Source organism: Methylobacterium sp. B4, from assembly GCF_003201865.1.
In the GTDB taxonomy this organism is placed as follows: Bacteria; Pseudomonadota; Alphaproteobacteria; order Rhizobiales; family Beijerinckiaceae; genus Methylobacterium.
Window position 1 is genome coordinate 30133 of sequence record NZ_QJJJ01000026.1, and the last position, 19006, is coordinate 49138.

The window sequence follows — 19006 nt, forward strand, 5'->3', positions numbered from 1 at the left end:
GACACATGCGCTCGCGTGACCGAAACGACGCTCACTTCCATCTCCGCCGCCGGCTCATGCTGGGCCTTGCCGCCTCCCCGCTGCTGAGTGCCCTGCCCGGTCGCGCCTTCGCGCAGGCCGGCGCAGGGGCGCTCGCCGTGACCGACACGGAGGTGACCGTCGGCATCCTGCATTCGCTGACCGGCACCATGGCGATCTCCGAGACCGGAACGACGCAAGGGGAAAAACTCGCCATCGAGCAGATCAACGCGGCCGGCGGCGTGCTCGGCCGTCAGATCAAGATCATCCAGGAGGACGGCGCCTCCGATTGGCCGACATTCGCCGAGAAGGCGCGCAAGCTCGTCGTCAACGACCATTGCGCGGCGGTATTCGGCTGCATGACCTCGGCCTCGCGCAAGGCGGTCCTGCCGGTCTTCGAGCAGTATAATGGCCTGCTTTATTATCCGACCTACTACGAGGGCCTGGAGCAGTCGAAGAACGTCATCTACACCGGCCAGGAGGCGACCCAGCAGACATTGGCGGGCCTCGACTGGGTCGGCAAGGAGAAGGGCGCCAAGACGTTCTTCATGGTCGGCTCGGACTACATCTGGCCGCGCACCACCAACAAGATCGCAACCAAGCACATTACCAGCGTGCTGAAGGGCACGGTCGCGGGCGAAGAATACTTCCCGCTCGGCCACACGCAGTTCAACTCGGTCATCAATAAGATCAAGCTCAAGAAGCCCGACGTGATCTTCTCGACCGTCGTCGGCGGCTCGAACGTGGCCTTCTACAAGCAGCTCAAGGCCGCCGGCATCGACCTCAAGAAGCAGACCCTCGTCACGGTCTCCGTCACCGAGGACGAGGTGGACGGCATCGGCGGCGACAACATCGCCGACGCCTATACCTGCATGAAGTACTTCCAGTCGCTCAAGAACCCGGCCAACGAGAAGTTCGTCGCCGACTTCCGGAAGCGCTGGGGCGAGAAGACCGTCATCGGTGACGCCACACAGGCGGCCTACTTGAGCCCGTTCCTGTGGAAGGCGGCGGTCGAGAAGGCCGGCACCTTCGAGATCGACCGGGTCATCGAGGCTTCCCCCGGCATCGAGATGAAGGACGCGCCGGAGGGCTCCGTGAAGATCCACGAGAACCATCACCTCTGGTCGAAGACGCGGGTCGCCCGCGCACGGGCGGACGGCCAGTTCGACGTGGTCTACGAGAGCCCCGAGCTGATCGAGCCGAACCCGTTCCCAAAGGGCTATCAGTAGGCGGCTCGGGCGGGGTCAGAGGTAGCTCAGACCCCGCCACCGGCTGCGCCGCTTCAGCCGCACCATCCCGAGACAGGCGGGGTAGAGCGCCAGCGCAAGCGCCGCCGCGATCAGCCAGATCTGGACCGGCGCCCCCACCTCGACCCGGCCCGAGGGACCGGCCAGCCCGAGGGCGGCGAGGCCGTCGTGGATCCCGCGCAGGGCCCAGAGATGGGCGAGGTAGAAGAACAGCGGCGCTCCGCCGAAGACGGTGAGCACCCCGCGGAGGCGAGCCGGCAGGTGCTCGAACCCAGCGAGCAGCAGCAGGCCGGGACCGAGCGTCGCGAGCAGGAAGTCGGCCGAGGGCGGGTACTTGGTGAGGTTGATGAAGGACAGGGCGCTCGCCCCCCAGTCCTTGCCCGCCTGCCACGGGTGGGGATCGCCGTAGCCGTTGAGGCCGCGCAGGGTCAGGAAGGCGGCAAGGCACGTCAGGCCGAGGGCGACGAGGCGTCGGCGGCGCATGGCCGGATCGATTCCCGCTCCGAAGAGCGGTCCCAGCACGTAGCCCGCCGCAATCACGCCGATCCAGGGCAGCACCGGGTAAGAGGTGCGCGCCGCGCCCCAGGGCAGCGAGATCATTCCCCGCTGGTGCAGGATCGCCCAGAGCGCGTAGCCCGGCTGGTCGGGGGTCAGCACGATTCCGTCGAGCGCGTTGTGCCCGAGCATGATCGCCAGCGCGAGGGCGATCAGCACCGCCCGCGGCAGCCAGAGCAGGGCGGCGAGCGCCACCATGCTGAGCCCGATCGCCCAGATCACCTGCAGGTAGAGAATCGGCGGTAGCAGGCTGCGGGTCCAGGCAAGGTTCACCAGCGTCACTTCGAGGACGATCAGGAAGAGCCCGCGGGTGAGCAGGAAGCGGGCGGTGGCGGCCCGGCCGCCGTGCTTCTGCCCGTAGAGGTGCGCCGAGAGGCCGGTGAGCAGCAGGAAGACCGGCGCGCAGAGATGCGAGGCGGCCCGCGTCAGGAACAGGCCCGGCGGCGTCGCCGCGAGATTGACCGGGTCGCTCACCTGGGCCTGGAGATAGAAGAACTCGCGCACGTGATCGACGAGCATCAAGAGCATCACCAGCCCGCGCAGGGCGTCGATGCTGCCGATGCGCGCGCGCGAAACGGCGTCCTCCTGCCGAGTCATGCTCAGAACCGCACCGTCATCGTACCGGTGAAGCGGCGCGGCGCGCCGGGATAGACCCGGAAGCGGTTGAGCGAGCTCTCGTAATACTCCGTGTCGAAGAGGTTCTCGACATTCAGCCCGAAGCGGAAGTTCTCGTAGCGGTAATAGGCCAGCGCATCGACGGCGATGTAAGCCGGCAGGACGAAGCTGTCGGCGGCATCGGCCGCCCGCTCACCGACGCCGCGCACGCCGCCCCCGATCCCGAGGCCCTTCCAGGGACCGGCCTGCACCTCGTGGACCGCGAGTAGGCTGCCCGAATGGCGCGGCACGTTGATGAGCGGCGTGCCCACCGGCAGCACGTTGTCCCGCGTCACCACTGCGTCGGCATAGACGTAGCCGGCCAGCAGCTTGATCTCCGGCGTGATCTGGCCGGCGGCGGTCAGCTCGAAGCCCTGGCTGCGCACCGCGCCCGCGGCGAGCGAGAAGGCCGAGTTGTTGGGATCGGGCGTCAGCACGTTCTCCCGGTCGACCCGGAAGGCGGTGGCGGTGAGCGCCAGCGCGCCGCCGAACAGGTCGAACTTGCTGCCGACCTCGTAGCCGATGCCCGTCTCCGGCGCGAACGGACCGGAGACCGCCACGGCGGCGGCATCGGGGCCGATATTGGGCCGGAAGCTGGTGCCGACATTGGCGAAGAGCGCGAGTTCCGGAATCGGCTGGTAGACGAGGCCCGCGCGCGGAGTGGCCGCGAAATAGGTCTGATCGACCTGGGAACGCGGGATGCGCTCGCGGAAGGACTGCTCGAAGAAGTCGAAGCGCACGCCCAGCAACGCCTTCCATTCCGGGCTGAGGCTGATCTGGTCCTGCGCGTAGAGCGCCGTGTTGGTGATCCGCTCGAGATTGTTGCGCGGGATGGTGATCGGCGGCAGCGGCTGGCCGTAGCGCGGATCGTAGATGTCGATGGCGTAGGGGCTCGTGCGGAAGTTCGAGCGCAGATAGAGCACGCGGCTGTCGGTGCTCTCGCGCTCGAAGCCCAGCAGCACCGTGTGGCCGATGCCGGCGGTGTCGAAGCGCCCGACCACCTCGGCCTGGCCGATCGCCGTGTCCCAGCGGTAGTCGCGCACGTTGCGGTCGCGGGAGACGGTGCGGTTGTCGGCGGCGATGGCGCGGATTTCGGCGGATTCACCCTCCAGCGTGCCGGTGTTGAAGTGGGTGGCGAGCCGCATCTGCCAATCGGCGTTGAAGCGGTGATCGACCCGCACCTGCATGGTATTGTTGGTCTGGTAGGTGCTCTGGCCCGGCTCGCCGAGGAAGCGCGAGATCGGCAGCAGGCCGAGCCGGCCATTGATGGCGATGACGCCGCGGTCGAACACGATACGGTTGCGCAGGAACTCGGTCTCGACGGTGATCCGCGTGTCCGGGGTGATCTGCCAGCTCAGGACGGGCGCCACGAGCAGCCGGTCGCCGTCCACGAAATCGCGAAAGCTGCCCTGGCGGCCGGCGGCGAGGTTGAAGCGGTAGAGAAGCGTGCCGTCCTCGTTGAGCGCGCCGCCGGAATCCACCGTGCCGCGGAACTGTTCGAACGAGCCCCACAGCCCGCCCATCTCGAGGAAGCGCTCACGCGTGGGCTGCTTGGTGACGATGTTGACGAGCCCGCCCGGATCGCTGCGCCCGAACAGCCCGCCGCCGGGGCCTTTCAGCACCTCGACGCGCTCGACGTTCTGCGTGTCCGGCGGGGGCGGCGTGCCGCGGTTCAAGGGGAAGCCGTTCTTGTAGATCTCGGAGGTCGTGACCCCGCGGATGGCGTAGCTGAACACCGACAGGCCGCCGAAATTGTTCTGCTGCGCCACGCCCGGCGTGTAGTTGAAGACGCGGTCGACGCGGGTGGCGGCGAGATCCGTGATGACTTCGCGCGGCGCCACCGTCACGATCTGCGGCACGTCGCGCTGGGGCGTGTCGGTCTTCGTGCTGCTCACCGCGCGGTCGGCGCGGTAGCCCGGCGTCGGACCGATCAGGCCGATCGCGCCGCCCGCCGCCGTCCCGCCGGTCGGCGCCCCGTTGCCGACGCCGCGGCCGGAGGCCTCCCCCTCGACCGCGAGTTCCTCCAGCGTCACCGATTCCTGCGCGAGCGCGCCGGAGCCCGGCAGCAGCGCAGCGAGCAGAATTGCCGGCCAGCCACGGCGGATTGCGGCGCGGTCCGGCTGCGCGGGCGGGCGTGCCTGCGAGCCTTCCTCTCCGCCAATCAGGTTCGTCCGGACTCTCACGATGCGCGCTCGGGGCTGTTCGGAGGCGAGCCGCGGCGCGTGCCCGGTCGACGGCGCGCACAGAGATGCGCTCGCCGCTCGGACACACCGCCGGAACACCCCGTCCGGGGGACATGGTCGCGCCGAGGCAGGTCTCCTGGCTCACGGGTCGACACCCCCCTCGGCCTTCCCGGTGCACGGGGCACCAGTGACCTTTTACGACGGGGACTTACCGCTCACAGTTGCGGGGGCAGCTCCGGCTTTGCCCCGAAGGACGGACCGAATTCCCTCTTAGCCCGCGGGCGACGAGTCCGCAGGAACCTTGGCCGCATTACCTTCGCTGCAATGCGGCACCCGGTCAACGACCGGAGGAGCGAAACGTAACAACATAACACTCCCTGTGTCCGGCCGGCCACGGCGTCCCCTCCCGTCTGCCGCCCGGAGGCAAGGCCGAGGGCAGCGACGACCGGCGATTTCGCGGCACGCTTTTAGGCAAGATTAACCAAGATCCCGTTCAATGACGAAGGCTTAAGGTTGATCCTTCCCTAACCGGCGAAGCCATCCCGCGCGCCATTTCCGTGCATCCGCATCGGGAATGACGGTGGGAGCCGTGCGGGATCCGCGTACCGAGTACCGCCTCCATGGACATCGCCGAGCTCGTCCAGAACCGTTCCGCCCGGCCTGTCCGCCGTCGGCGCCGGCTGCCGGTCGCGGCGCTCGCGCTGACCGCCCTCGGGGGTCTGGCGCTCGCCGGCATGCTGCAGCCGCAGGATGCGGCGGCGCCGGCCGCGATGGACGGCGCGCAGGCATCGGGCGGCACCGAGCGGGCAGAGACCGATCAGGCGGCCGCCCTGGCCTGGATGCTCGATCCCGCGCCCGTTCTCCAGACGGCCAGCCGCGGCTTCACGCAGGCAGCGCCGCGCACCGTGGTCCCGGTGCCGGCAGCCGCGGAGCCCGCCGCGGCCCTGGCCGCCCTCCCCACGGCCGAAGTAGCCGCCGCGGCCCCGGCCTTGGCCGCCCGCCCCGCCCCGCCCACCGCGGCCCGCATCGCACTCACCGTTCCGCTGCCCGTGCGCCGGCCCGAGGGGTTCCGCCTCGAGCCGCCGATGCAGACGGCGCGCCTCGGCAGCGCCCGCGTCGCGGCGGCGTCCTCGCCGCGCGCGGCCGAGTCGACCCGCAGCGTGTTCAGCGCCGCGGTCACCGACGACCGCTCGTTCTTCGAGAAGATGTTCGATCTGCCCGCCGCCCCGTCCCAGGAGAAGGCCATGGCCTACGCGGCGCTGGACAGCGGCGCCGTCGATTCGGCGGCCCGGCGGCGGCTCGTCCCGGGTCCGGTCGCGGAGCCCGGCGTGGCCGTCTACGACATCAGCGCCGCGACCGTGACGCTGCCGAGCGGTGAGGTGCTGGAAGCCCATTCGGGTCTCGGCGTCGCCCAGGACAATCCGGACTACGTCCACGTGCGGATGCGCGGCGCCACCCCGCCCGGCGTCTACGACCTGAGGGAGCGCGAGGCGTTGTTCCACGGCGTGCGGGCGATCCGCCTCAACCCGGTGGGCGGCTCGCGCGCGATCCACGGGCGCGACGGCATCCTGGCCCACACCTACATGCTCGGCCCGAGCGGCGCCTCCAACGGCTGCGTGGTGTTCAAGAACTACACCCGCTTCCTGCAGGCCTATCTGCGCGGCGAGGTCCGGCGCATGGTCGTCGTGCCGGGCGCCGCCCCGGGCGTCTTCGCCAACCGTCGCGGCACCGCGACGCGCCGTTCGGCCTCGGCCTCGGATTGAGCGATCCCAAAAGATCACCCCTCTGGCGGGGCGCCGGAGCAGTGCCCCGGCTCCCTTTCAACCCAGGCTCTGCCCTGGACCCGCGAAAGGGCTTGCCCTTTCGGAAACCCTGATTTCGGCCGCCGCGGGGCCCGTCAGCCCTTGGAGACGGGTTTGATCTTGAGCTGGTCGATCGCCCATCGCCAAGTGCCGTCGTTCTGGCGGCGCGCCGCCTCGACGGAGATCGAGCCGTTCGGAAGACGGGCGAACGTGAGCGCGAGATCGCCCTGGCGGATGGCCGGCAGCGTCTCGGGCTCGGGAAAGTCGGACTTGCGCGCCAGCAGGTCCGTGTAGAAGCGGCGGATCTCCTCCGTACCCGTCGCCACGACATCACCCGCGGCCAGCACCGCCTGCGGCTCGTAGAGGGCTACGAGGCCTTCCGCGTCGCCCGCATTGGCCCGGGCATGGAACAGTCGAGCCAGATCCTCCGGCTCCCTCGCAGGTTCCCGATCACTCATCGCTCGTCTCCTCCCATTCGCGTGGCAGTCACTTCAGGCGCTTCACTTGAGGCGCTCGCCCCGTCCGTCCCGCACCGCGACGGTGACCGGGATGCCGGCCTTGACGCTCTCGGAGACGGTGCAGAACCGTTCGAACTGTTCGAGCACCCGGTCGAGCCGGTCCATCGACCCGGCCTCCGCCCCGACGGCGATGTCGACCTCGATGCCGACGAGGCGCAGCCGCCCCTCGTCGTTGCGGGCGACGCGCCCGATCGCCTCGGCGCTGACGCCGCCGCCCTCCTGCCGGTACTTCCCGAGCGCGAAGACGAGACTCGCGCACAGACAGTTGCTCACCGCGGCGATCAGCACCTGTTCCGGCGAGGGGCCGGTCCCGCCGCCGATCGGCACGGGTTCGTCCGTCAGCAGCGGCGCGAAGGCTTCGCCGAATTCGACCCGGAAGGCATAGGCCTCGACCTGCCGGATGCGGATGCTGTGCTTGTCCGACATGCTGGGCTTCCTCCCCCTCCCTAACGATCGAGGCCGGATCTCGTTCGCGGCGTCGCGCCTGCCTTGACCTTCTAATCGTATTTGGTATACCAGATGCCAATCGATGGGCCACCGTAAAGAGCGGCCTCGACCGGGGAAGCCAAGGAGGCAGCCGCCGATATGGAACAGGCCCAGGCCTTTGACATATCCGGCCTCGTCGCGGCGATCGGCGACGCGGTCGTGATTTCCGATGCGGACGGACGGATCGTCACTTGGAATCCGGCCGCCGAGCGAATCTTCGGTTTCACGCAATCCGAGGCTCTCGGCGAGAGTCTCGACCTGATCACCCCGGAGCGTCATCGCCGACGCCATTGGGACGGCTACGCCAAGACGATGCGTACGGGTGAGACCCGCTACGGCACGTCGCTGCTCAAGGTCCCGGCCCTGCACAAGGACGGTCGGTCCCTCTCCATCGCCTTCACCGTCGCGCTGCTGCACGACGCGGAGGGCGCGGTCATCGGCATCGCCGCGATCATCCGCGACGAGACCGAGCGCTTTCAGGAAGAGCGCAATCTCCGCCGCCGCGTGGCGGAACTGGAGGAGGCCCTGGGCACACTCGTCTGCGCCTGAGGCCAAACGAAGTTTCAGCCATTCATTCAGGCCATATTTCGCAAGTCATATTTTTCGATCTTCACAAACGAAGACCCGAAACAAAGTCTCAATAGGGAGAAAACCGAGATGACTCAGCCGCTCGACGGGATCAAGATCATCGATTTCACGCACGTCCAGGCGGGTCCCGCCTGCACCCAGCTCCTCGCGTGGTTCGGAGCCGACGTGATCAAGGTCGAGCGCCCGGGCTCCGGCGACGTGACGCGTAACCAGCTTCGCCACGTCGAAGATGCCGACGCCCTCTACTTCACGATGCTGAACTCCAACAAGCGCTCGCTGACGCTGGACACCAAGACCGCGCAGGGCAAGGAAGTCCTGGAGAAGCTGATCCGCGATTCCGACGTCATGGTCGAGAATTTCGGCCCCGGCGCGCTCGACCGCATGGGCTTCACCTGGGCCCGCATCCAGGAGCTCAACCCGGGCATGATCCTCGCCTCGGTGAAGGGCTTCTCCGACGGCCACCACTACGAGGACCTGAAGGTCTACGAGAACGTGGCGCAGTGCGCGGGCGGTGCCGCCTCCACCACCGGCTTCTGGGACGGCCCCCCCACCGTGTCGGCCGCCGCGCTCGGTGACTCCAACACCGGCATGCACCTGGCCATCGGCATCCTCACCGCGCTGCACGCCAAGACCAAGACCGGCAAGGGCCAGAAGGTCGCCGTGTCGATGCAGGACTCGGTGATCAACCTCTGCCGCGTGAAGCTGCGCGACCAGCAGCGCCTCGACGCCATCGGCTACCTCGAGGAATACCCGCAGTACCCGCACGGCGAGTTCACGGACGTGGTGCCGCGCGGCGGCAACGCGGGCGGTGGCGGCCAGCCGGGCTGGGTGCTCAAGTGCAAGGGCTGGCAGACCGACCCGAACGCCTACATCTACTTCACCATCCAGGGTCACGCCTGGGCCCCGATCTGCAAGGCCCTCAACAAGCCCGAGTGGATCGAGGATCCGGCCTACAACACCCCCCGCGCCCGCCAGGACAAGATCTTCGAGATCTTCGCCTTCATCGAGGATTGGCTGGCCGACAAGACCAAGTTCGAGGCGGTGGACGTCCTGCGCAAGTTCGACATCCCCTGCTCGCCGGTTCTCTCCATGAAGGAGATCGCCGCCGATCCGTCGCTGCGCGCCAGCGGCACCATCGTCGAGGTGCCGCACCCGAAGCTCGGCTCGTACCTGACCGTCGGCTCGCCGATCAAGTTCTCGGACACGAAGGTCGACATCAAGGCCTCGCCGCTGCTCGGCGAGCACACCGATGAGGTCCTGAAGGATCTCGGCTACTCCCCCGAGCAGATCGCCGCGATGCACGAGTCCCGCGCGGTCTGACGGGTGAAGAGCGGCGGCCCCGGCTTCCGGGACTGCCGCGCATGATGGTCCGACCCGTTCGGCCATAGACCTTCCCGGGACGAGGCATCGCCCCGGGACGCTTGACCGGGCAAGGCGCCCGGAGTTCTTTTCCTCCTCCGATGACTTGACCGGGCCGATCTTTCGGCCCGGTTTTTTGTGTTTTTTCCGAGCATGCTCCGCGCGAGCGCGAACGTCCGGCACGGCGGAAGCGCCGCCGGCGCGATCAAGGACCCCCGCTCGGATCGACGGCGCACCGGTCACGCGCCGCGGAAACCTTGGCGCGTGACGGTCAATCGCGTGGCCAGACCCTCCGCGGACGGCCGGAACCGCTATCCGAAGAAATCGCCGAGGAAGAAATCGACGGCCTGGGCCACCACGTCCGGGTTGTAGGCGTGCGGCCCGTCATACTCGACATAGGTCAGGTCGTAGCCGGCTTCGCGCAGCAGCCGAGCGTGCTTGCGGGCGCTGCGGTCGATCGGAATCTGCTCGTCGCGCGTGCCGTGCGACAGGAAGATCTTCGGGGCGCCCGCCTGGACCTGCACCGACATGAAGCCGGCCGAGGACACGATCAGGTGGCTGACCCGGTCGCCGTTGGTGAGGCCGAGCGAGAGCGCGTAGCTGCCCCCGTCGGAATGGCCCGCGAAGGCGAGATGGCGCGGATCGATCAGGAAGCGGTCGGCGACCTCGGCCAGCGCCCGGTCGAGCCGCTCGCGGTCCGGCCCGTTGCCGACGATCACGAGATCCCAGGTCGGGTGCAGGGATTGGGGCACCAGCAGCAGGAAGCCGCGCTTCTGCGCGTGCTCCTCCAGCATCGGCAGGATCTTTTCCGCGTAGCCCCCGCCGCCGTGGAACAGCACGACGAGCGGCGTCGGCAGGCGCGGGTCGATATGCTCGGGCACGCGGATCAGCGCGTCGCGGGTCTCGAACAGACCGAGCGCGTGGCGCCCCGGCGGCAGCGGCTCCTTGCTCGGCAGGCGCGGCAGGAAGGCGAGCCGGCCGGCGAGCCGGGGATCGAGGGCGACCGAAGGATCGAACGGGGACGAGGCCATGGAGCGTCTCGCTGAGGAAGCGCAACCCGAGCCCCTGATGCCGAGATGCCCGCGACGGCGGACCTCGAAGCAGCCCGGAACCACGATCCCCCCGGTGTCCGGAAAGGCGGTCCCGGGGCTTTCGTCGCGCGTGCTTCGAGGCGTCGCTTCGCTCCGCACCCCAGCAGGAGGGACGAAAGTGCGTGCCGGACAAAAAAGGACCGCGGCGCCCATTTGGGGCACCGCGGTCCGGCTCAGTCGAAGTGGTAGGCGGGCAGTGCCCGCCTCACTTCTTCTTCAGGGTGCTCTGCGGGTTGAGGCTGCCGATGTTGCCGCTCTCGCTGCCGGCGGCCGGGTCGATCTCAGCATTGATGAGGGTCGGCTTGCCGGAATTCATCGCCTCGTCCACGGCCCGCTTCAGCTCGTCCGGCGTGGTGACGTTCACGCCAACGCCGCCGAAGGCCTCCATCATCTTGTCGTAGCGGGAATTCTTGACGAAGACGGTGGTGCCCGGATCGCGGCCGGTCGGATCGGTGTCGGTGCCGCGATAGATGCCGTTGTTGTTGAAGATCACGATGCAGACCGGCAGCTCGTAGCGGCAGATGGTCTCCACCTCCATGCCGGAGAAGCCGAAGGCCGAGTCGCCCTCGACCGCCAGAACCGGCTTGCCGGTCTCGACGGCCGCCGCGACGGCAAAGCCCATGCCGATGCCCATCACGCCCCAGGTGCCGACGTCCAGGCGCTTGCGCGGCTGGTACATGTCGATGATGCCGCGGGCGAGATCGAGGGTGTTGGCGCCCTCGTTGACGAGGATCGCGTCGGGCCGCTCCTTGATGACGGTCCGGAGCGCTCCGAGTGCCGAGTGGAAGCACATCGGCGAGGAGTTCTTCATCAGCTTCGGGGCCATCTTGGCGATGTTGGCCTCGCGCTTGGAACGCAGCGTCTCCAGCCAGCTGGAGGGCGCGCCCTTCCAATCCTTGCGGATGCCCTCGAGCAGCGCCTCGACGCAGGAGCCGATATCGCCCACCACCGGCGCGACGATCTCGACGTTCGAGTCCATCTCGCGCGGCTCGATGTCGATCTGGATGAAGCGCTTCGAGCCGGGCTCGCCCCAGCTCTTGCCCTTGCCGTGCGAGAGCAGCCAGTTGAGGCGGGCGCCCACCAGCAGCACCACGTCGGAATCCTTGAGCGCGGTGGAGCGCGCCGCACCGGCCGAGAGCGGGTGGGTGTCGGGCAGGAGGCCCTTGGCCATGCTCATCGGCACGTAGGGGATGCCGCTCTCCTCGACGAGCGCGCGCACCGCCTCGTCGGCCTGGGCGTAGGCCGCGCCCTTGCCGAGGATGATGAGCGGACGCTCGGCCGACTTCAGCACGTCGAGCGCCCGGGCGATGGCGGACGGGGCCGGGAGCTGGGCCGGGGCCGCGTCGATCACCTTGACGAGCGACTTGGCGCCGAGGCTCGCGTCGATGACCTGCGAGAACAGCTTGGCGGGCAGGTCGAGATAGACGCCGCCCGGACGGCCGGAGACGGCGGCGCGGATCGCGCGGGCGACGCCGATGCCGATATCGGCGGCGTGCAGCACGCGGAAGGCGGCCTTGCAGAGCGGCTTGGCGATGGCGAGCTGGTCCATCTCCTCGTAGTCGCCCTGCTGCAGATCGACGATCTCGCGCTCGGAAGAGCCGGAGATCAGGATCATCGGGAAGCAGTTGGTGGTGGCGTTGGCCAGCGCGGTCAGGCCGTTGAGGAAGCCCGGCGCCGAAACCGTGAGGCAGATGCCCGGCTTCTTGGTGAGGAAGCCGGCGATCGCGGCGGCGTTGCCGGCGTTCTGCTCGTGGCGGAAGGAGATGACCCGCAGACCCTCGGCCTGGGCCAGACGGCCGAGATCGGTGATCGGGATGCCGGGCACGTTGTAGATCGTCTCGATGCCGTTGAGCTTGAGCGCGTCGATGACGAGGTGGAAGCCGTCCGTCAGCTCCGGCTCCTCGTGGGGCATCGCGCCCGCGGTGATCGCGTCGATGTTCTGGGCCTGGACGGTCATGCGGCGTTCTCCCTCTTGTCTGGCTGTCGTGTCCCCGCGCGGGGCCCGATGGCGTCGGGCCGATGCGGTGCGATGGCGTGCGCGGAGCCTTTGCGCGATACCTTGGCGCTCGGCGCGCGGACCGTGCGTCGGACGGCCGGTCTTGTTGCGACAGATCTGGCATACCAAATACCAAATGGTCGGTCAAACGAAACGCATGCCTTTGTTCCCGCACGCCTTGGGCGCCGGGATGAGACAAGGGACGCGGGGCGCCGTGGGTTCCGGGATTTTGCTTGACGCGTCGGGAGTGGATCCCCCGGCGCCCCGCGGCCGACGCGCCCGAATCGGGAGCCGGCGGCCGATTTGTCGTCAGCGGTTTCGGGTTACGCTCGGCACGGTCCTGAAGCGCGACCCGGCCTCGTAGTGGGCCGGCGGCCAGAGCGGCATCGAGCCCCTGCCCTCGACCGGATCAACCGGCGCGGACAAAGGCTCTTGCCCGTGCGCGACGCCCGGGGCACGGCGACCGACCGTGACGCGGGAACCGCCTCCTCCGCCCGTGAGCCCCTCGCGGCCGGTCACCTCCGCGAAAAGCCCCCTGTCGTGGACACCGGCCCGGCTCCTTGCGGAAGCCGAACCCGTGCCGGCGGCGAGCCCGCGCCGGCGGCGAGCCCGCGAGAACTAGGAATTTTTTACTAGATTGTCAAGTCTTTTCCCACGCCCGGATCCCGAGCGCCTGCCCGATGCGGCGTCCGTTCGACGGCCCGGGTCGTCATCGCGAGCGGATGCGAAGCGATCCAGGGGCGCGACCCCTACGAATCGTGCGGAGCGCTGGATGGCTTCGGCTCCGCCTCGCCACGACAATCCGAAGCGATCACGGGGCAACGGGTCGTGTCTCAGTGCGATTTGCGGCGATGACACATGAGCATCGGCCTGAGATCGCGCGAAAGGCGGCAATGAAGCGGTGGTCAAAGATCAAGCACGCATTCGCTTTCGAATTTAAACCTGAATGCGTGCTTGATAGCGATATCAGCACGCATATAATCACCCATACGCAGCACGCATGGAGTGATTCGGCATGGCTCGTAAAGCGACGCCCCAAAGCCAGGGCGGAATTGCCCGATCTCAAAAATTAACTCCGGAAGAGCGGAGTCGCAGCGCTCGCGAGGCGGCAAAGGCTCGTTGGGCCAAAATCGCAGATCCAAATCGCCTGCCAATCGCTACTCACGAAGCGCCATTGAAAATCGGCGCTGTCACCGTTGATGCTTATCGATTGGATGATGGCCGGCGGATGATTTCCAAAGCAGCAATGGCTGCTGCTCTGGGACTCAAATCAACCGGCGGCAGTGCGTTTCTGCGTTCGATGACCCGGCCGGCAATTAGGTCGAGAATCAGCGATGATCTGTGGCATGTCATTGATAATCCGCACCATTTCCGCCCGGTCCCCAACGACTTGACGCCACAAGGTCTCGTCATTGATGGGTATGAAGGCGAAGTATTGATTGATGCATGTTCCGTATTAATCGACGCCGGAAGAGCAGGAACGCTCAATAAATCTCAGGAATTTCTTGCGAAAAATGCTGAAATTATTCAGAGATCAGCGGCAAAACTCGGGATAATTGGACTAATCGATGAGGCGGTCGGCTTCACAGATCGGGCAAAAGACGAGTATAGAGAGCTGTTCCAGCAGTTTGTAGTCAATGAGTGGTCTAAATGGGAAAAAGAATTTCCAGACCAATTTCCTGACATGCTGTACAGGCTATATGGCATGAAGCGCTTTGACTCCACGTCATCAAAGCACCCTCGTTTTTTCGCAAAGTTCACCAGAAAATTTATCTATCATCCACTCGCAAACAGCAAAGGAAAGATATTAGAGATGTTAGATGAAAAAAATCCCGTAGTTTATGCAAATGGCGGACGGAAATACAAATTATTCCAGTTCCTTTCAGAAGAGGTTGGCATGCCAGCGATACGCGCTCATCTGTGGCAAGTAGTCGGCATAGGCAATTCATCGAAGAACATAAAGCAATTTGAACGTGGGTTTTTTCGAGCATTTCCAGAAGCAACGCCGATCGGGCATCAGTGGGGTCTTCTAGACGATATCGATGACGATACTTGAAGCCAAGCATGAAATCCAAGCACTAGGGTCGTGAACAAGCTGCCCCTCGCGAAGCTCGTCCAAATCCTAAGTATTTTCTGCGAGGACTGCGGCGCCGACGCCGGTCAGGGCGCGGCGAGATGCGGCCGCAGGATCGTCAGCATCCGCTCAGCCGAGGTGCCGGGCGGAAAGAAGCCGAGATAGGCGCCCGAGCGGTCCATCAGGTAGACGAACGCCGAGTGCTCGATCGTGTCCTCGCCATCCGAGCGCGGCACCCGCTGGTAGAAGACCTTGTAGGCGTCGGCGGCCTGCCGGATCGCCGCCTCGCTGCCCGTCAGGCCGATCAGCCGCGGATGGAAGCTCGGCACGAACTCCTTGAGCAAGTCGGGCGTGTCGCGCGCGGGGTCGAGGGTGACAAAGACGGGCTGGATCGCCTCGCCCGCCGCGCCGAGCAGGGTCAGCGCTCGGGCGATCTCCATGAGATCCGTCGGGCACACGTCGGGGCAATGGGTGAAGCCGAAGGTGAGGATTACGAGGCGCCCACGGAAATCCGCCTCGGTGCGGGGGCGCCCGTCCTGATCGATCAGCGCGAACGGCCCGCCGACCGGCTCGCGGTTCCACATCAGCACGTCCATCAGCTCCGCGGCCGAGCGGCGCGGAGGCGCCTCGGCCGGGGCTGAGCCGATCGCCGAGAGCCCGAACTCGAGCCCGAGCCCGAGCAGCAGCGCGATCCGCCCGGCTCTACGCACCGAAGGTGAGCCGGCTGCCGGTGGTCGGGACGATGACGTTCTCGGGCATCTGCGCCCGGGCCTCGAGGGCGAAGTTCAGGCCGCTGCAATGCATCGGGATCACCACGTCGGGCTTGAGCGCGCGGATCTCGGCCACGACCTGGGTCAGATACGCCTTCGGCGCCGGGCCGAGATGGAAGCCGCCGACGATGGCATGGACCCGTTCGACGCCGGAGACCTCCTGCGCCTGCCGCACCGAGTTGACGATGCCGACATGGCCGCAGGACGAGATCACCACGAGCCCCTTGCCGGCCACGTTGAAGCAGGTGGCGTGCTCGTGGACATGCTCGTCCGCGATGATCTTCCCCTGGCGTTCGGCCGGCGAATAGTGGGTCGCGTCGCAGCCGAGCCCGTCCTTGATCCCGCGCTCGACGAAGGTGTTGGGCAGGATGCGCTCGGACGAGGTGCGCTTGATCTGGCCGGTGGTGAAGGCGTGGCCGGCCACCACGGTCGGCGCCTCGCACAGCACCGTCGCGATCCGGCGCGCGGTCAGTTCGCGCCGGTCGAGCTGGCCGAAATCGGTGAACTGGCCCTGCACGCCGCTCGGGCTGAGGCGGTGGCAGAAATTGTCCTCGCCGCCGGCATAGAGCTTCAGGTCGGGCGAGAGCCCGTCGCGGTAGCGGTCGAGGAAGCCGGTCAGGCCGCCGTAATGGTCGTGATGGCCGTGGCTGACGATCAGCGCGTCGAGTTGGGTCGGATCGACCTTCAGGATCTCGATGTTGTTGAGCAAAGCCTCGGGGCTGTAGCCGAAATCGAGCAGGATCGTGCGGGCCTCCCCCGCCGCCTTCGATTCCGCGAAGAGCGACAGGCCCCACTGGTTGTGCAGCACCTTGCGGTAATCGGCGCCGCGCCCGTTGCCGGGCGGCTGGTGCCGCACGCCCTGAACGGTCTCGGGCTTCAGGAACTGGTCGTGCGCGGAATCGATCAGCACGCGCAGGCTCAAACTGTCCACGCTCGGCACGGCGAGGGGTGCGGCGCGCGCAACCTCGACGCAGGAAAAGCCGGCCGCCGAGCCTGCGGCGAGCGCTGCGGACAGCTTCAGGAAGCCGCGCCTGTCGATGGCTTCGACCATGTCACCCACTCCGCCCTGCATCTTGCATGCATTCTATAGCAAAGCTTGTCCGAAAATATTTTCTTTCTTCAGGGCTATGATCGGAAAGATCTTATGTCGATGTGCTCGAAACATGAAAGATCTACGCACGGGCGCCGAGAGCATCCGATCGAAGGGCGAGAGCCCTGCGCATCCTCCCTCACGTCGGCCCGCCGGCCGGACGCTAGGCGCTCACATGCACCACGACGGAGCGGCCGAATGCGCCCGGCGGTTCCGGGTTGCGGCGCGTCCTTCACCCTCGCCCGTCGGATTCACCGCCGCGACGGCGGCCCGGGACGGCTGTCGCCATAAGGCGTGGGGCTTTCCATGGCCGGCATGATACGAGACGGCTACGATCGTATACAAAAACTTGACTTACACATACGCCGAGATACAAAAAGCCGATCGTCCCACCGCAGCGAAGACGGCGACGGTTGGATCCCCGCCCGCCGCGGACGCAGCGGGGCCACCACAGGGAGCGGACCGATGAGCGGCTGGCGTCAGGAGCGGGCAGTCCGCGACGCGCGGATCGAGGCGGGCCGGGCGCATGCCTCGGGCAAGGTCGTGGCGGCCGAGCACGCCGTCGCCCTGCTGGAAGCGATCCTGCGGCCCGGCGACCGGGTCTGCCTCGAGGGCGACAACCAGAAGCAGGCGGATTGCCTCGCACGGGCCTTGAGCGGTTGCGACCCGTCGCGCATCCACGACCTGCACATGGTCCAGTCCGGCATCGTGCTGCCCGAGCATCTCGACATCTTCGAGCAGGGGATCGCGCGGCGCCTCGACTATTCCTATTCGGGGCCGCAGGGCGGGCGCATCGCCCGCATGCTCTACGGCGGACAGATCGAGCTCGGGGCGGTTCACACCTATCTGGAGCTGTTCGCCCGCTACTTCGTCGACCTCACCCCGAACGTGGCGCTGATCGCCGGCGTCTCGGCCGACCGGGAGGGCAACCTCTATACCGGGCCCAACACCGAGGACACGCCGACCGTGGTGGAGGCCACCGCCTTCAAGAACGGCGTCGTGGTGGCGCAGGTCAACGAGATCGTCGAGCGCGTGCCGCGCGTCGACATCCCCGGCGACCGGATCGACTTCGTGGTCGAGGCCGACCAGCCCTTCTACGTCGAGCCGCTCTTCACCCGCGATCCGGCGGCCATGACCGAGACGCAGATCCTGATGGCCATGATGGCGATCAAGGGGATCTACGCCGAGTACGGCATCCGCCGCCTCAACCACGGCATCGGCTTCGGCACGGCGGCGATCGAATTGCTGCTGCCGACCTACGCCGAACGGCTCGGCCTGAAGGGGCAGATCGCCACCCACTGGGCGCTCAACCCGCACCCGACCCTGATCCCGGCGATCGAATCGGGCTGGGTGAAGCAGGTTCACTGCTTCGGCTCCGAAGTGGGCATGGACCGCTACATCCGCGAGCGCTCCGACATCTTCTTTACCGGCGTGGACGGTTCGCTCCGCTCCAACCGGGCCTTCTGCCAGACCGCCGGGCTCTACGCCTGCGACCTGTTCATCGGCTCGACCCTGCAGATCGACCTGAACGGCCATTCCTCGACGGTGACGCAGAACCGGGTGGCGGGTTTCGGCGGCGCGCCCAACATGGGCTCGGACCCGCACGGGCGGCGCCACCCCTCCGACACCTGGATGAAGGCGGGGCGCGAGGCGCAGGTGACCGGCGATCCGGCCCTGATGCGCGGGCGCAAGCTCGTGGTGCAGATCGTCGAGACGTTTGGCGAGGGGCTGGCGCCGGCCTTCGTGGAGCGGCTCGACGCCCTGGAGCTCGCCAGGAAGATCGGCTTGGAGCTCGCGCCGGTGATGGTCTACGCCGACGACGTCACCCACATCGTCACCGAGGAAGGCATCGCCAACCTCCTCCTGTGCCGCACCGCCGACGAGCGCGAGCAGGCGATCCGCGGCGTGGCCGGCTACACCGAGATCGGGCGCGGACGCGACCGGGCCATGGTCGAGTCGTTGCGCCAGCGCGGCATCGTGCGCCGGCCGGAGGATCTCGGCATCGAACCCCTCGACGCCGACCGCTCGCTCCTCGCCGCGCGCTCGATCAAGGATCTCGTGCACTGGTCGGGCGGGCTCTACGAGCCGCCGGCGAAGTTCCGGAACTGGTGAGGCCGCGATGCCGCCCCGTCCTTGCGAGCGGAGCGAAGCAATCCCGTGCGCCGCTCGATCCGGAAAGGTCGCGCCGCTGGGTTGCTTCGGCCTCGCCTCGCAAGGACGACTGAAGTCGATCCGCGAAATGGACGCCCGAACGGAGCCGTCGCCATGGAATCCCTGACCTTCCGACACACCACGCAGAAAGCCCTGCCCGGCGCGAAGGCGCAGGCCATCACCGGCGTCGTCGCCTCCGGCAACCTCGAGGTGCTCCTGGAGCGCGCGCTGCCCGCGAGCGAGTGCACGGTCGAGATCGAGACGCCGATCCGCGGCTACGGCGAGGTCTGGGCCGCGGTGGTGGCCGACTTCGTCGCCCGCGCCCAGCCCGGGGGCCTGCGCATCACGGTCAACGACGGCGGCGCCCGCCCCGACACCGTGTCCCTGCGCCTGCTCCAGGGCGCCCGGCTGATGGAGGTCTGAC

15 protein-coding genes and 1 riboswitch are annotated in these 19006 nt (G+C 67.4%); of the genes, 7 read left to right on the top strand and 8 right to left on the bottom strand.

Going from position 1 to position 19006, the window contains the following annotated elements; all coding sequences use genetic code 11:
- Nucleotides 1-5 precede the first annotated feature (5 nt).
- On the top strand, nucleotides 6-1247 hold the full coding sequence (gene urtA, locus BY998_RS20900; protein WP_110353627.1) for an urea ABC transporter substrate-binding protein: 1242 nt from the start codon (nucleotides 6-8) through the stop codon (nucleotides 1245-1247).
- 15 nt (nucleotides 1248-1262) lie between these two features.
- Here urtA and BY998_RS20905 read toward each other — a convergent pair whose 3' ends face one another.
- Nucleotides 1263-2417 (bottom strand): heparan-alpha-glucosaminide N-acetyltransferase domain-containing protein, encoded by a 1155-nt coding sequence (locus tag BY998_RS20905; RefSeq protein ID WP_110353628.1) that lies wholly within the window; start codon nucleotides 2415-2417, stop codon nucleotides 1263-1265.
- Nucleotides 2418-2419: 2 nt separating this feature from the next.
- Nucleotides 2420-4579: a TonB-dependent siderophore receptor gene (locus tag BY998_RS20910; RefSeq protein ID WP_245421688.1), complete on the bottom strand. Its 2160-nt coding sequence runs from the start codon at nucleotides 4577-4579 to the stop codon at nucleotides 2420-2422.
- Between the two features lie 186 nt (nucleotides 4580-4765).
- Nucleotides 4766-4976: riboswitch (cobalamin riboswitch) on the bottom strand.
- A 301-nt stretch (nucleotides 4977-5277) separates the two neighbouring features.
- Here BY998_RS20910 and BY998_RS20915 point away from each other — a divergent pair.
- A complete protein-coding gene (locus BY998_RS20915) occupies nucleotides 5278-6420 on the top strand; it encodes a DUF2778 domain-containing protein (protein WP_110353629.1) in 1143 nt (380 codons plus the stop codon).
- Nucleotides 6421-6554: 134 nt separating this feature from the next.
- Here the strand turns inward: BY998_RS20915 and BY998_RS20920 are convergent, their stop codons facing one another.
- Nucleotides 6555-6917, bottom strand: coding sequence for a nuclear transport factor 2 family protein (locus BY998_RS20920; RefSeq protein WP_110353630.1), 363 nt, complete (start codon nucleotides 6915-6917; stop codon nucleotides 6555-6557).
- 42 nt (nucleotides 6918-6959) lie between these two features.
- Complete coding sequence (locus tag BY998_RS20925; protein ID WP_110353631.1) at nucleotides 6960-7403, bottom strand: OsmC family protein; 444 nt, start codon at nucleotides 7401-7403, stop codon at nucleotides 6960-6962.
- 159 nt (nucleotides 7404-7562) lie between these two features.
- On the opposite strand from BY998_RS20925, the gene BY998_RS20930 reads away from it, so the two are divergent.
- A complete protein-coding gene (locus BY998_RS20930; protein ID WP_110353632.1) occupies nucleotides 7563-8012 on the top strand; it encodes a PAS domain S-box protein in 450 nt (149 codons plus the stop codon).
- 108 nt (nucleotides 8013-8120) lie between these two features.
- Nucleotides 8121-9371 (top strand): formyl-CoA transferase, encoded by a 1251-nt coding sequence (gene frc, locus BY998_RS20935; RefSeq protein WP_110353633.1) that lies wholly within the window; start codon nucleotides 8121-8123, stop codon nucleotides 9369-9371.
- A gap of 350 nt (nucleotides 9372-9721) precedes the next feature.
- Here the strand turns inward: frc and BY998_RS20940 are convergent, their stop codons facing one another.
- The gene (locus BY998_RS20940) at nucleotides 9722-10441 is read right to left on the bottom strand and encodes an esterase (protein WP_110353634.1); all 720 of its coding nucleotides are present in this window, start codon (nucleotides 10439-10441) and stop codon (nucleotides 9722-9724) included.
- Nucleotides 10442-10706: 265 nt separating this feature from the next.
- The gene (gene oxc, locus BY998_RS20945) at nucleotides 10707-12458 is read right to left on the bottom strand and encodes an oxalyl-CoA decarboxylase (protein ID WP_110353635.1); all 1752 of its coding nucleotides are present in this window, start codon (nucleotides 12456-12458) and stop codon (nucleotides 10707-10709) included.
- Nucleotides 12459-13512: 1054 nt separating this feature from the next.
- Here oxc and BY998_RS20950 point away from each other — a divergent pair.
- Nucleotides 13513-14553: a P63C domain-containing protein gene (locus BY998_RS20950; RefSeq protein WP_110353636.1), complete on the top strand. Its 1041-nt coding sequence runs from the start codon at nucleotides 13513-13515 to the stop codon at nucleotides 14551-14553.
- A gap of 104 nt (nucleotides 14554-14657) precedes the next feature.
- Here BY998_RS20950 and BY998_RS20955 read toward each other — a convergent pair whose 3' ends face one another.
- Both BY998_RS20955 and BY998_RS20960 read right to left on the bottom strand, forming a co-directional pair.
- Nucleotides 14658-15218 (bottom strand): SCO family protein, encoded by a 561-nt coding sequence (locus BY998_RS20955; RefSeq protein WP_181425582.1) that lies wholly within the window; start codon nucleotides 15216-15218, stop codon nucleotides 14658-14660.
- 55 nt (nucleotides 15219-15273) lie between these two features.
- Entirely contained in the window at nucleotides 15274-16392 is a 1119-nt protein-coding gene (locus tag BY998_RS20960) for an MBL fold metallo-hydrolase (protein WP_110353637.1), read from the bottom strand.
- Nucleotides 16393-16896: 504 nt separating this feature from the next.
- Here BY998_RS20960 and mdcA point away from each other — a divergent pair.
- Together mdcA and mdcC are read left to right on the top strand one after the other, a co-directional pair.
- The gene (gene mdcA / locus BY998_RS20965; RefSeq protein WP_110353638.1) at nucleotides 16897-18543 is read left to right on the top strand and encodes a malonate decarboxylase subunit alpha; all 1647 of its coding nucleotides are present in this window, start codon (nucleotides 16897-16899) and stop codon (nucleotides 18541-18543) included.
- Nucleotides 18544-18696: 153 nt separating this feature from the next.
- Nucleotides 18697-19005, top strand: coding sequence for a malonate decarboxylase acyl carrier protein (gene mdcC / locus BY998_RS20970; protein ID WP_110353639.1), 309 nt, complete (start codon nucleotides 18697-18699; stop codon nucleotides 19003-19005).
- Nucleotide 19006 lies beyond the last annotated feature (1 nt).